We start from the raw sequence: 14,242 nt of genomic DNA, 5'->3' as shown, positions 1-14,242 counted from the left end.
TGCAAAGCTAATATATTAATAGATTTACCCAAAATGTACTAAATTATTAAAGTTTGATTCGAATCACAGATTTTTAAAAGATGTAAAATTTCCGTAAATTCACAGTTTTATATGAATATAATTCCAAATGTGGAATTAATAACATTGATATATAGTACTAAAGTTATGTTAGAATAAAAAGGACAGGCTAAATAATACATGTGCAAGGAGATGAAGCTATGTTTAGCAGAAAGAATTTTTTACTAACATTTTTAGCATTCCTGTTTATTACTTTTTTATCAACTATTAAAGTATCTGCAGCTCCTACAATTCAAAGATTTGGAGGCAGCGACAGATACGAAACTTCTATTAAGATTTCTCAAAACAACTGGCAGAACTCAGACTACATAATATTGGTATCTGGAGAAGATTTCCCAGATGCCTTAAGTGCAGCGCCTTTAGCTAAAAAGTATAATGCGCCTATCTTATTAAATGCAGGAAATATACTGAAAGATTCTGTCAAAGACGAGATCGTAAGACTTGGTGTAAAAAATGTTATGATAGTAGGGGGAACTGGAGTAATACCTGCTAGCATAGAGAGCCAACTAAGTTCTATGGGTATAAAATCAAGTCGTTTACAGGGCCAAGACAGATATGAGACAAGCGTGGAAGTTGCTAAAAATATAGGTGTAGATAATGGCATAATAGTAGCATCAGGAGAGAATTTCCCAGATGCAGTGTCTGTTGCTTCTATAGCCGCTGTAAAGCAGATGCCTATCTTACTTACTCCAAAAGATAAGCTTCCTGATGTTACAGCAAAATTTATAAGCAGTAATAATGTTAAAAATGGCTATATTGTAGGTGGTACAGGGGCCGTAAGTGATTCGGCAGCAAGCAGTCTTGTAAATTATAAAAGATTAAGTGGACAAGATAGGTATGAAACAAATTCAGCTATCATAAATGAATTTGTTTCAAGCATAAGTTTTGATACTGTATATGTAGCGAATGGTGAAGGCTTTGCAGATGCACTATCTGGCTCAGCAGCGGCAGCAAAAACTTCATCACCGGTAGTATTAGTATATAATTCAAATGGAAGTCAGCAGCCTACAGTTAAGAGTAATATAAAATCTATATCTGCAATTAATGTACTCGGAGGAACAGGGGTAGTGGCAGATTATGTGATACAAAATCTTATAACTGGTCCTATTATAATAACTATAGACCCAGGTCACGGAGGATATGATTCTGGAGCTGTAGGACCGAATGGAACTTATGAGAAAAACGTAACTTTAGCTGTATCGTTAAAGTTAGGGAAAATACTTCAACAGAATGGAATAGGTGTAGTATACACTAGAACAAGTGATAATGTACCTTGGCCAGCAGATGTTTCTCAAGACCTTCAGGCAAGGTGTGATATATCTGACAATGCTGGGGCTAATTACTTTGTTGCAATACATACTAATAGTGCAGACGCATCAGGGGCTCGTGGAACAGAAACATATTATTATGATGGAAGTTCAGCAGGTCAAAAATTAGCACAGGCAATACAGACGGAACTTATTAATTCTACAGGATTTGTAGATAGAGGAATAAAAACTGCAAACTTTTATGTTATAAAGAACACGGCAGCACCTTCTGTATTAGTGGAACTTGGATTCATAAGCAACCCAACTGAAGAAGCACTTTTAGCAGACGACAGCTTCCAAAACAAACTTGCCCAGGCAATAGCAAATGGAATAATAAAAACTATAAGATAGTATTAAAACCCTTAGATGGAAAAAAACATCTAAGGGTTTTAATTTAATATAAAGATTTATAATAAATATACTTTTAAGAACAGTGTAGAAATATTAAAAGTATAAGAATTTAAACATGGTTATATAAATGAAGGATTATACTATAAAAATTTATGGCAATACTAATAATATGAAAAATTTGGTATAATTATATTTGTAAAATAGGTAAAAAAAGAAGGTGAAAGAATGTCTCATTTATCTGCTAAAGAAAGCTATAAACATCTTATAGATAGAATTAATAGGTTTCCACAGGGGGCCCCTACTTCTAAAACTTTATATAAAATTTTGAGTATTTTATTTAGCGAGAAGGAGGCTGAGTTGGTAGCTACTCTTCCAATAAAACCCTTTACAGCCCAAACTGCAAGTAAGATATGGAATATGGAAGAGGTAGAGGCTAGAAAGATATTAGATAGATTAGCGAGTAGGGCTATATTATTAGATGTTGATAATAATGGAACACAGCAATACATGCTTCCACCACCTATGGCAGGATTTTTTGAATTTGCACTTATGAGGACCAGAAATGATATAGACCAAAAGTTATTAAGTGAACTTTATTACCAATATATGAATGTAGAAGAGGATTTTATTAAAGAATTATTTTTTAGTTCTGAAACACGGCTTGGAAGAGTGTTTGTACAGGAGGAAGTGCTGTCAAATAAGAATTCTGTTCATATATTAGATTATGAGAGAGCTAGTAATGTTATAAAAAATGCTTCTCATATAGGAATAAGTATGTGCTACTGCAGACATAAAATGCACCATGTCAATCGTGGGTGCGATGCTCCATTAGATATATGTATGACTTTTGACAACGTTGCGGCCTCTTTAATAAAGCATAAGTTTGCTCGTGAAGTAGAAGTGTCAGAAGGATTGGAACTTCTTCACCAAGCATATGAACATAACTTGGTTCAATGTGGAGAAAATGTAAGAGAAAAGGTCACATTTATTTGTAACTGCTGTGGTTGTTGCTGCGAAGCTATGATAGCAGCAAAAAAATTTGGAATGCTTCATCCTGTACATACTACAAATTTTATACCTAAGGTTGATGAAGATAATTGTATAGGATGTGGGAAATGTGTAAAAGCATGCCCAATAGAGGCTATAAAAATGTTTTCTAACGGTGACGATAGCAAGAAACACTATGCTAAAGTTGACGAGGATATATGTCTCGGATGTGGAGTATGTGTACGGTCCTGCTCAAAAAAGAGCATTAGTTTAGAAAGGCGAAAAGAACATATAATAACTCCCGCCAATTCTGTTCATAGAGCAGTATTAATGGCAGTAGAAAAAAATCAGCTGCAAAATTTAATATTCGATAATCGTGCGCTAGGGAGCCATAGAGCAATGGCAGCAATTTTATCAGCTATATTAAAGTTGCCCCCTATGAAACAGGCAATGGCAAGCAAACAGATGAAATCTGTGTATCTAGAAAAGCTAATTAAAAAGATAAATATTTAAATATTTTAAAGAAAGGAGAATACCTTTCTTTTTTTGATAAAAATATCAATTAAATAATATTAGGAGAAATATAAAGAAATATAAAAAAATTTGTAGAAAAAGTGCAAAAAACTACCTTGTAGAGTTGTTGTATAATTATTTAGTTTTTTTTATACTTATAGAAGTTTCTTTGGGCTTGCATAAATAAAGATTTTTGTGAATTAATATTGGAGGATAAAATATGAATATATTTAGAAAAAAATCTGTAGAAGATTTTAGAGATGCAGCTAAGAAAAGCGGACTTAAGAAAAAGTTAAGTGCCTTTGATTTAGCTGCCCTTGGAATTGGATCAGTAGTGGGAACTGGTATATTTGTTGCTACTGGTCAGGGGTCACAATTAGCAGGCCCTGCTGTTACATTATCCTTTATAATAGCCGCTATTACAAGTGCACTTTGTGCATTAACATACTCAGAACTTGCCACGATGTTTCCTGTTGCAGGAAGTACTTATTCTTATTCATATGTAGCTTTCGGTGAAATTTGGGCATGGCTTATAGGGTGGAATTTAATACTTGAATATCTTGTTTCTGGAGCTGCTGTTGCTGCAGGATGGTCTGGAACATTTGTTGGAATGTTAAGAGATTATGGTATAAATTTACCAACAGCAATTACAAATTCACCACTTTCAGGAGGAATTGTAGATTTACCAGCTATTATAATTACAGCAGTTGTAACTTGGCTGCTCTATATTGGTGTATCGGAAAGTGCAAAAATAAATAACATTATAGTTGGTGTAAAGATATTCGTTATACTTGTATTTATTGTTCTTGGAATAACTCATGTGAATCCTGTAAACTACCACCCATTTGCTCCTTTTGGATTCAAAGGAGTAATGTCTGGAGCTGCAATAATATTTTTGCGTTTATTGGATTTGATGCAGTTTCAACAGCTGCAGAAGAAACTGAAAATCCAAAAAGAGATGTGCCGCTTGGATTGGCAATATGTATGGTTTTAGTTATTATTCTTTATATATCTGTTTCTTTAATACTTACTGGAATGGTGCCTTTTAAATTAATTGATGTAAATAATGCCCTTCCAGGAGCTCTGTCAAGAATAGGAATTACTTGGGGATCTGCATTAGTTGGTGCTGGAGCGGTTTTAGGAATGATTTCTACATTACTTGTAACTTTATATGGGCAAATTAGAATATTTATGGTTATGTCAAGAGATGGACTATTACCTAAATCTTTTGCTACTATAACAAAAAATATAGTACTCCTGGACGATGCACTATAATTACAGGTATTGTAACATCTATTATGGCTGGACTCTTACCTTTAGGTATGATTATGGATTTATGCAATATAGGAACTCTTTCTGCTTTTATATTTGTATCTTTAGGAGTTATTATATTAAGAAAAACTATGCCAAATATTGAAAGAAAATTTAAATGTCCTGGTGTTCCTTTTACGCCAATTTTAACAATAGTTTTTTGCTTATATCTAATGGCAAGTTTACCATCAGTTACTTGGATTAGATTTGCAGTATGGACGGCAATAGGAACTGCTATTTATTTTATGTATGGTATTAAACATAGTACATTAAATGATAGGGAAGACTTAGAAATTAAAAAGAAAGCTTAATTATAAAAATTATGCGACACAAGACCCTGTATAGAGAACTAGGCTGAAAGTCAGCTTATACGCCGGTATATGTTTCCAAGCTTCAGCACGTTAAAAACTTTTAGCCAGTCTAAAGCTTGTGCTTCAAGACAACCTAAGAACTTTCGAGAACTCGCTGCGCTCAAACAACTCTAAAGTTCTAAGGTTCTCTTAAAACCCTTCACTAAGACTGACACAAAATTTTTAAATCTACTTCAGCTTTGGAAACATATCCCTCTGTATAAGCTAACTTTCAAGTTACTTTTCCTATAAAAACTGTGTTGCATAATTTTTATATTATGTTGTTAAAAAGCCCAGTTACCATTTTCGAATATATGAATTATTTCACCATTTCTAGTTTCTCCAGTTATATCAAGATCTGAGGAACCTACCATAAAATCTACATGTGTTAAAGAAATATTTGCTCCAGATTTTTTAAGCTCTTCTTCATTCATATTACTGCCACCTTCAAGGCATATAGGATAGGCTTCACCTAGAGCAAAATGACATGAGGCATTTTCATCAAATAATGTATTGTAGAATATTATATTTGAATTTGATATAGGTGAATCATAAGGCACTAAGGCAACTTCTCCAAGATAATGGGAACCTTCATCCGTTTCTATTAGTTTCTTTAATGTTTCATAACCTTTCTCAGCTGAAAAACCTATAATTTTTCCATCTTTAAAAACTAAAGTAAAATTATCAATTAGATTTCCACTATAATTAAGTGGCTTTGTACTTTTTACCTTACCATTTATTCCTGTTTTTAAAGGAAGAGTAAATACTTCTTCTGTAGGCATATTTGCAACAAAATATGTTTGTTTTGAGTTATACTCTCCTCCACCAGCCCATATATGTTTTTCAGGCAATTCAATAGTTAAATCTGTGCACTTTGAAATATAGTGAAGCTTTTTAAATTTCTTTTCATTTAAAAATTCAACTTTCTTTTGAAGATTATCTAAATGATCATTCCAAGCATCTATAGGGTTATCTTTATCAACTCTTACTATTTTAAATATGCTTTCCCAAAGCCTCTCAATTGCGTTCTCCTCAGATAGGTTAGGAAAAACTTTTTTCGACCATGCTTTAGTAGGTATTGAAACAATAGACCATGCTACTGTGCTATTCATTATATATTCTCTATATTTTTTTAGTGCAATAGATCTAGTTTTATTTGACTCTGCAATTCTTTTAGAATCTACATCTTTCAAAAGCTCTGGATTTGATGCTGAAATAGATAGAAATGCAGCTCCATTTTTAGCTAAATCCTCATAACCTTCAGCTTTCCATTTAGGAAATTCTTTAAATGCCTCCTCTGGTGCATTCATAAATTTAATAAGAGTAAGCTCTTCATCACTCCACTCTACATGAACTTCCTTAGCACCTGCCTTATATGCTTCTTTAGCTACAATTCTTGTAAATTCTACACATTCTATAGGTGAGTTTATAACGAGAGTCTGACCTTTTTGAAGATTTACCCCAACTCGTACAGACAGTTCAGCATATTTACTTAGAAGATTTTCAAAATTATCCATAATACCTCTCCTTTAGCTATTATTATCATTAAAATTATATCACATATGAAATATTTGAGCTTTACACAACTATTTTATCAGATATTGGAAAAATATCAATATTTAAAAACATTTACAAAATATGGTATAACGCTTTAATATTTATATAAGGGCTGTAAATATATAGAAAACTAATAATTAAATGTTTTACTGGGAGGTAATTAAATGGGGATAGATTATTATAGGAGAATGTCTAGAATTGAGGCAATAAGCAATTCACATAATTATTGTGATTATATGAAAAAAAATAATAATGAAACTCGAAAAGCCACTAATATAAAGAATAATGTAAGTTTTATCGATGTACTTAAAGAAAAAATTAATGAAGCAAGTAATAAATAATTTTGGCAATTTGCTAGTAGCATTCATATAATAGATTCCTATATCAGAATTATAGATATAGGAATTTTTATTATTTTGTTATAATTTAAATAAAATGGTTTGAAATTTAATAAACTAAGTGTTAATCAGAAAGTAATAAAGGAGTGAAGGCCAGTGAAAAGAGGAGCTGTAGAAAGAAATTTTAGAAAAATAAAGAACCAAATAAATCAGATAGATGAAATAGTTAGACATACTAAAACCAATGCACTTTGGGAACATGAAGCTTCAATAAGAAAAAAAATAAAGCTATTAGAGGAGTTTGAGAATCAGGGGTTAAGAGATTATAAAGCAGTTTATGAAAAATATATAGAGATTTTTGACTATATATCAGAAAGACTTGTGGAGGATTACAATAGAAAAAATAATACTAGTTTCAGACTTAATGAAATAATAAGAAATAATAATGAAAACTACTTAAGATCTGGGATTATAAGTGTACTTATAACTCAACATATTCCTAGAATTATATCTAAGGAATTTGATATTGTGTTTCCTTCAAATCCTAAAGATGAGTATGAAAGTGCAAGAAAAATTAAGAGAAAAATTTATCTTCATTTAGGAGAAACCAATACAGGGAAAACCTATAATGCTATGCAAAGACTTAAAGAGGCAAGAAATGGGATATACTTATCTCCTCTTAGAATATTAGCACTAGAAAACTACGAAAAATTAAATGCAGAAGAAGTAAAATGCAGTCTCTTAACAGGGGAAGAGGAAATAATAGTCGAAGGTGCAAAGCATATATCTTGTACTATAGAGAAGCTTGATATTGAAAGAAATTATGATATTGCTATTATAGATGAGATTCAAATGATTAATGATGATCAGAGAGGAACAGCATGGACAAGAGCGCTCTTGGGATTAAAGTGTGAAGAGATACATATTTGTGGTGCCTTAAATGCCAAAGAACTTCTTGTTAAAATAATAGAAGATTGTCAAGATGAATACGAGTTTAGAGAATATAAGAGAAGTATCCCACTTGAAATACAGTATGAAGCATTTAAGTATAAAGAAATTGAAGATGGTGATGCACTCGTAGTATTTTCTAAAAAGAAAGTACTGCAGCTAGCATATCACTATGCTGATTTAGGCATAAAAGCTAGCCTTATTTATGGAGATTTACCTCTAGAAGTGAGGAGAAAACAGTATGATCAATTTATAAATAAAGAAACAAAAATATTAATAACTACAGATGCAATAGGAATGGGAGTTAATCTGCCTATAAGAAGAATAATATTTATGGATGTTAAAAAATTTGATGGTAATGATATAAGATATTTGAACTCTCAAGAGGTTAAGCAAATTGCAGGTAGGGCAGGAAGAAAAGGTATATATGAAGTTGGATATGTAGCTTCTTATGGTGATACACAAGAGTTCATAAAAGAAATGATAGACATGTCAGATAAAATTATTGAGGAAGGTGTGGTAGGCCCAAGTGAAGCTATACTCAAAATAAAGAACCTTAATCTTAGAGAAAAATTGGCATTATGGAGCACGAGAAATGAAAAAGTACATTTTTATAGAAAAATGGATATAACAGAATATTTAATAGTATTAGACAATGTAAAAGCATATAAACTAGATGAAGGAATACAGTGGAAGTTGTTAAGGATTCCTTTTGATGTATCTAATCCTGTTATGATGGATTCATTTTTAAGCTATGTAGATGAAGTTTTCATAGCTAAAAGAGAAATAATATCAAAGCCTCAATGTTTATTAAAAGATTTATATGAATTAGAAAATTATTATCAAAAAATAAACCTTTATTATTCATTTTCAAAAACCTTTGGATTAGAGTTTGATGAGCAGTGGGTATATGAAGAGAGAATAAAGATAAGTGAAGATATAAATGAGATACTAGTAAGTATATAACAACTAAAATATAATATTAAAATTACATAATGCATATAACTATAATATTAAGGATTGTTTGAAATTAATAGGAACTTGACAATTTTTGAATAATTTATTATTATAATCATCATATATAGATAAATACTAAGAAAAGGAAGAGTAGGCAAATACTCAAAACAAAGAGAATCTACGGTGGTGAAAAGTAGATATTTGAAGTTGCTGAAAGAAGCCTTGGAGTAGTAGGTTGAAAGATGGAGTAAATCTACCGGTTAATTACCGTTACATATTAAATCAGTATAAAATGTTTTATGCTGTTTATGAGTGGGCATTTTGTCAAACTAGGTGGTACCACGGAAGCAAAACCTTTCGTCCTAATTTTAGGATGAAGGGTTTTTATATTTTTATATTAAATTTCAAGGGGGTTGGAATATGAAGAACAGGATATTAGATTTATTTATCATTACTTTTGGGATTTTTTTATTTTCTTTTGCGTTAAATGTATTTTTCGCTCCTTACCACATAGTACCAGGAGGGATTTCAGGGTTAGCAATAGTTCTTGAATATTTAACACATATAAAGAAGTCGATTATAATAGGACTATTTAATGTGCCTATTTTTTTACTAGGTTTATTAATACTTGGTAGAAAATTTGTCATAAATACAGTATTAGGGGTTTTCTTAGTTCCAGTATTCGTAGAATTGACTAGTAGTATTGGTCCACTTACAAAAGATGTGTTTTTGGCTACAGTATTAGGCGGTGTTATTTCTGGAGTGGGAATAGGTATGCTTTTGAGTAATCAAGCATCTTTAGGTGGTACCGATACTATTGCAAAAATGATATCAAAATTTATTGCTAAGCCTGTTGGTAAGATTATGATGTTTATTGATTTTTCAATTGCATTACTTACACTTTGTGTTTTTGGAGTGGAAAAAACACTATATGGTATTGTTGCGGTATACTTAGTTGGAAGAGTTGTTGATATCTATATTAAAGGCTTTAAAGATTCAAAATCAGTTTTCATAATTTCGGATAGAATAGAAGAGATCAATAAGGCGATTCTAATAGAGTTAAATGGCAGAACAACAAAAATTGAAGCAAGAGGCGGCTATACAGACAGTGAACGTTTTATTTTAATGTGCCTTGTTACAAATAGTGAGTTAATTAAATTAAAACAAGTTGTTAAAAATGCAGATTCAAATGCATTAGTTTTAGTGCAGGATTCATATGAGATATATGGCAAACAATTCGGAATTGCATAAATTTAATAAATAGTAATTATGTAAATTATTTTTCGAATTTTTCTTTTAAATTAATGAAGTATTATGTAGAATTAGAAATAAATATAATAAAAGAATTAAGGAGTGATGATCAATGTATTTTAGTGAAAAAGGTAAAGCAAATACAAGAGAAACAGTAGAGTTAGCAATAAAATCAGCAAAAGAAAAGAATATAAAAAATATAGTTGTGGCATCATGCAGTGGAGATACAGTAAAGCTCATTAAGGACAACAAAGATTTAAATATAATTTGTGTTACCCATGCTTATGGATTTCAAGGACCGGGGCAAAATGAGATGCCAGACAATGTAAGAGAAGAGTTAAAAAGCATGGGTATAAAAGTTTTAACTACAACACATGTCTTAAGTGGTGCAGAAAGAGGAATAAGTACAAAATTTGGTGGAGCAAATCCAGTAGAGATTATAGCTCATGCATTGAGAATGCTTGGACAAGGAACAAAGGTCTGTGTAGAAGTTGCAGTTATGGCTCTTGACTCAGGAGTTATCCCATATGGAGAAAAAGTAATAGCTATTGGTGGGACTGGAGTAGGAGCGGATACTGCAGTAGTTATTACCCCTGCTCATGCAAATAACATATTTTCAACAAAGATACATGAAATAATTTGTAAGCCAGAGAAGTTTTAATTAATTTTAGTATCATAAAAGAATATACTTGAAAGAGGAGAGAATTATGACAAATATAAACATATGCGAAAAGATAAAGAGTACACTTAATGGTAAAATAGCACTAGGATCTATAGAAGCTAAGATTAAGGTAGGAGAATCTAGTGAACTACTTTGGGAGGAAATATCTTCAGCAAGCAATGAAATATCTAGCAAGAATTCTTTGGAAGATGTTTTAAAAATTAATAATATAAAGGCGGCTAGAGAAGCATATAAAAAATTGGGGAAAGATCCTAGTAGATATAGAGTTTCATCTGAATCATTAGTAAGAAGAATTGTTAAAGGAAATGAACTTTATAAAGTAAATAATATAGTAGATATAAATAATTTAATATCTATACGTTCTTTTAATCCTGTTTGTGCCTATGATTTAGATAAAATAGATTCAGATATAGTTCTTACAATTGGAGAAGAAGGAGATTATTATGAAGGAATTGGAAGAGGGCAAGTTAACTTATCCAATTTACCAGTATTTCGAGACAGTAAGGGTAACTTTGGAAGTACAACTTCTGATTCAGTAAGGGCAATGGTAACAGAAGATACTGAAAGGCTTCTATTAAATGTAGTTTCTTTTAATGGAAAAGAGGGTTTGGAAGAATATATGGAGTATTGCGAAGAACTTATTAAAAAATACGCAGATGGGAAAGAGATCACTAAGCGCATAATAATATAAAAATAGGAGGAGTAAAATGAAAAAGTGTATACGCTGTGGAGAATATTTTAAAGCATATTCTAAAAGCAGTGCAGGATTGTGTGAAGAATGTGCTGAATATGAATTTGAAAGAGGAATTACAAGATGCAGAGGATGTGGAAATATATTTGATTCTGATGAATTAACCAGAGGATTATGTGAAGCATGCAAAGATTCTTATGACAATGATAATTATGAAGATGGAGTTGAATTTGTGTCCTTTGAAGAAGAGTTTGATGAGGATTTAGATGAAGATTCTGAGGATTACTATGATAATTAGCAATATACAACTAAGTAGGTGGATGAAATGTCTAATAAAAATGCTGGTGTAGGAGATAGATTGCACATAGTTTTGCTAATAATATTTATTGTAGTTCTTATCTGGTCGGCAGTTAATCCTAAGGATTTATTTACTTGGTTTTTAGAAGTTTTACCAGCAGTTATAGGAGTTATAGTAATCACAATAACTTATAGTAAGTTTAGATTTACAACCTTTGTATATGTATTAATTCTCATCCATACAATTATATTAATGGTAGGAGGACATTATACATATGCAGAGATGCCATTATTCAACTGGGTAAGAGATGCTTTTAATTTGAGCAGAAATTATTATGATCGGTTAGGACATTTTGCTCAGGGATTTATACCTGCTTTTATTGCTAAAGAAGTATTAATTAAAGGGTCATATTTGAAAAGGGGTAAAATGTTGAACTTTTTAATTATTTGTATTTGTTTATCAATAAGTGCTTCTTATGAACTACTAGAATGGGGAGTTGCCCAAGCGACAGGCACTGCTGCAGACGCATTTTTAGGAACTCAGGGAGACGTTTGGGATACTCAGTGGGATATGTTTTTTGCGCTAATAGGGTCTATAATATCTGTATTAGTGTTTGGAAAAGTTCATAATAAATATATGGAGAAGTTGCAATAAGTATTATTGCAACTTCTCCATATATTTAGTTTCGATTATATTTAAGATAAACGAAGTCTGGTGTATCCATAAGGAAAATTTAAAGTATATTGAAGAATAATTGAGAAACTCAAATATATTTTAGTTTAATGATACTTGTTATGATTAAAAAATATTTTTATAGCTGGTACAATAATATTCGTCGCCAGGGAAAGCGACATGATCCTTGAAAATTAAACAGAGGTTAAAAATCAAGATGATTTTTATTAAGTAAACTAAACCAGCAATTCTTTTGAACTACTAATATAATTAGTAGAGGAAGTTAAACACTGACGTGTTTAACTAAGCGACCATCACAAAATCAGAGATTTTGGATGTCTGCTTAACTAATGAGCATTCAAACTTTTAAATTGAGAGTTTGATCCTGGCTCAGGACGAACGCTGGCGGCGTGCCTAACACATGCAAGTCGAGCGATGAAACCCTTCGGGGTGGATTAGCGGCGGACGGGTGAGTAACACGTGGGTAACCTGCCTCAAAGAGGGGGATAGCCTCCCGAAAGGGAGATTAATACCGCATAACATTAGTTTTTCGCATGGAGAACTAATTAAAGGAGTAATCCGCTTTGAGATGGACCCGCGGCGCATTAGCTAGTTGGTGGGGTAAAGGCTCACCAAGGCGACGATGCGTAGCCGACCTGAGAGGGTGATCGGCCACATTGGAACTGAGACACGGTCCAGACTCCTACGGGAGGCAGCAGTGGGGAATATTGCACAATGGGCGAAAGCCTGATGCAGCAACGCCGCGTGAGTGATGAAGGCCTTCGGGTTGTAAAGCTCTGTCTTTTGGGACGATAATGACGGTACCAAAGGAGGAAGCCACGGCTAACTACGTGCCAGCAGCCGCGGTAATACGTAGGTGGCGAGCGTTGTCCGGATTTACTGGGCGTAAAGGATGCGTAGGCGGATTTTTAAGTGAGATGTGAAATACCCGGGCTTAACTTGGGTGCTGCATTTCAAACTGGAAGTCTAGAGTGCGGGAGAGGAGAGTGGAATTCCTAGTGTAGCGGTGAAATGCGTAGAGATTAGGAAGAACACCAGTGGCGAAGGCGACTCTCTGGACCGTAACTGACGCTGAGGCATGAAAGCGTGGGTAGCAAACAGGATTAGATACCCTGGTAGTCCACGCCGTAAACGATGAGTACTAGGTGTAGGAGGTATCGACCCCTTCTGTGCCGCAGTTAACACAATAAGTACTCCGCCTGGGAAGTACGATCGCAAGATTAAAACTCAAAGGAATTGACGGGGGCCCGCACAAGCAGCGGAGCATGTGGTTTAATTCGAAGCAACGCGAAGAACCTTACCTAGACTTGACATCTCCTGAATTACTCGTAATGGAGGAAGCCCTTCGGGGCAGGAAGACAGGTGGTGCATGGTTGTCGTCAGCTCGTGTCGTGAGATGTTAGGTTAAGTCCTGCAACGAGCGCAACCCTTATCATTAGTTGCTACCATTAAGTTGAGCACTCTAGTGAGACTGCCCGGGTTAACCGGGAGGAAGGTGGGGATGACGTCAAATCATCATGCCCCTTATGTCTAGGGCTACACACGTGCTACAATGGGTAATACAAAGAGAAGCAATACAGTGATGTGGAGCAAAACTATAAAATTACCCTCAGTTCGGATTGTAGGCTGAAACTCGCCTACATGAAGCTGGAGTTGCTAGTAATCGCGAATCAGCATGTCGCGGTGAATACGTTCCCGGGCCTTGTACACACCGCCCGTCACACCATGAGAGCTGGCAACACCCGAAGTCCGTAGTCTAACCGTAAGGAAGACGCGGCCGAAGGTGGGGTTAGTGATTGGGGTGAAGTCGTAACAAGGTAGCCGTAGGAGAACCTGCGGCTGGATCACCTCCTTTCTAAGGAGTCGACAAGATAGGTAATTCTATCTTGAAGGTTTGTTTACACTCTGTTTAATCTTGAGGGATTAAAAG

At 33.5% G+C, this 14,242-nt stretch carries 10 protein-coding genes, 1 rRNA gene, 1 pseudogene and 1 other annotated feature; of the genes and pseudogenes, 11 read left to right on the top strand and 1 reads right to left on the bottom strand.

Features of this window, described 5'->3' with window-relative positions; translation table 11 throughout:
* Positions 1-218 precede the first annotated feature (218 nt).
* From RCG18_RS00230 to RCG18_RS00220, 3 genes and pseudogenes are all read left to right on the top strand, one after another.
* Complete coding sequence (locus tag RCG18_RS00230; protein WP_308039443.1) at positions 219-1,736, top strand: cell wall-binding repeat-containing protein; 1,518 nt, start codon at positions 219-221, stop codon at positions 1,734-1,736.
* A gap of 225 nt (positions 1,737-1,961) precedes the next feature.
* Positions 1,962-3,236 carry a 4Fe-4S dicluster domain-containing protein gene (locus RCG18_RS00225; protein ID WP_308039442.1) on the top strand — a complete coding sequence of 425 codons (1,275 nt, stop codon included), beginning with the start codon at positions 1,962-1,964 and terminating at the stop codon, positions 3,234-3,236.
* Positions 3,237-3,456: 220 nt separating this feature from the next.
* A pseudogene (locus tag RCG18_RS00220) lies at positions 3,457-4,858 on the top strand (APC family permease).
* 323 nt (positions 4,859-5,181) lie between these two features.
* Here the strand turns inward: RCG18_RS00220 and RCG18_RS00215 are convergent.
* A complete protein-coding gene (locus RCG18_RS00215) occupies positions 5,182-6,414 on the bottom strand; it encodes an aminopeptidase (RefSeq protein WP_308039441.1) in 1,233 nt (410 codons plus the stop codon).
* 204 nt (positions 6,415-6,618) lie between these two features.
* On the opposite strand from RCG18_RS00215, the gene RCG18_RS00210 reads away from it, so the two are divergent.
* The 8 genes from RCG18_RS00210 (at position 6,619) to RCG18_RS00175 (ending at position 14,167) form a co-directional block, all read left to right on the top strand.
* Positions 6,619-6,795, top strand: coding sequence for a hypothetical protein (locus tag RCG18_RS00210; RefSeq protein ID WP_308039440.1), 177 nt, complete (start codon positions 6,619-6,621; stop codon positions 6,793-6,795).
* 153 nt (positions 6,796-6,948) lie between these two features.
* Complete coding sequence (locus RCG18_RS00205; protein WP_308039439.1) at positions 6,949-8,706, top strand: helicase-related protein; 1,758 nt, start codon at positions 6,949-6,951, stop codon at positions 8,704-8,706.
* A gap of 119 nt (positions 8,707-8,825) precedes the next feature.
* Positions 8,826-9,065 (top strand) — a binding site (T-box leader).
* A gap of 52 nt (positions 9,066-9,117) precedes the next feature.
* Positions 9,118-9,948 (top strand): YitT family protein, encoded by an 831-nt coding sequence (locus tag RCG18_RS00200; RefSeq protein WP_308039438.1) that lies wholly within the window; start codon positions 9,118-9,120, stop codon positions 9,946-9,948.
* A gap of 112 nt (positions 9,949-10,060) precedes the next feature.
* Positions 10,061-10,609 carry a pyruvate kinase alpha/beta domain-containing protein gene (locus RCG18_RS00195; protein WP_308039437.1) on the top strand — a complete coding sequence of 183 codons (549 nt, stop codon included), beginning with the start codon at positions 10,061-10,063 and terminating at the stop codon, positions 10,607-10,609.
* Positions 10,610-10,655: 46 nt separating this feature from the next.
* A complete protein-coding gene (locus tag RCG18_RS00190; protein WP_308039436.1) occupies positions 10,656-11,321 on the top strand; it encodes a phenylalanine--tRNA ligase beta subunit-related protein in 666 nt (221 codons plus the stop codon).
* Between the two features lie 16 nt (positions 11,322-11,337).
* Positions 11,338-11,619: a hypothetical protein gene (locus tag RCG18_RS00185; protein ID WP_178909573.1), complete on the top strand. Its 282-nt coding sequence runs from the start codon at positions 11,338-11,340 to the stop codon at positions 11,617-11,619.
* Positions 11,620-11,646: 27 nt separating this feature from the next.
* Positions 11,647-12,273 carry a DUF2238 domain-containing protein gene (locus RCG18_RS00180; RefSeq protein ID WP_308039435.1) on the top strand — a complete coding sequence of 209 codons (627 nt, stop codon included), beginning with the start codon at positions 11,647-11,649 and terminating at the stop codon, positions 12,271-12,273.
* 385 nt (positions 12,274-12,658) lie between these two features.
* Positions 12,659-14,167, top strand: a 16S ribosomal RNA gene (locus RCG18_RS00175).
* Positions 14,168-14,242: the final 75 nt, after the last annotated feature.

Source organism: Clostridium sp. OS1-26, from assembly GCF_030915445.1.
In the GTDB taxonomy this organism is placed as follows: Bacteria; Bacillota; Clostridia; order Clostridiales; family Clostridiaceae; genus Clostridium_AM.
The sequence above is the reverse complement of the archived record's forward strand: the minus strand, read 5'-3'. Positions and strand labels throughout refer to the sequence as shown.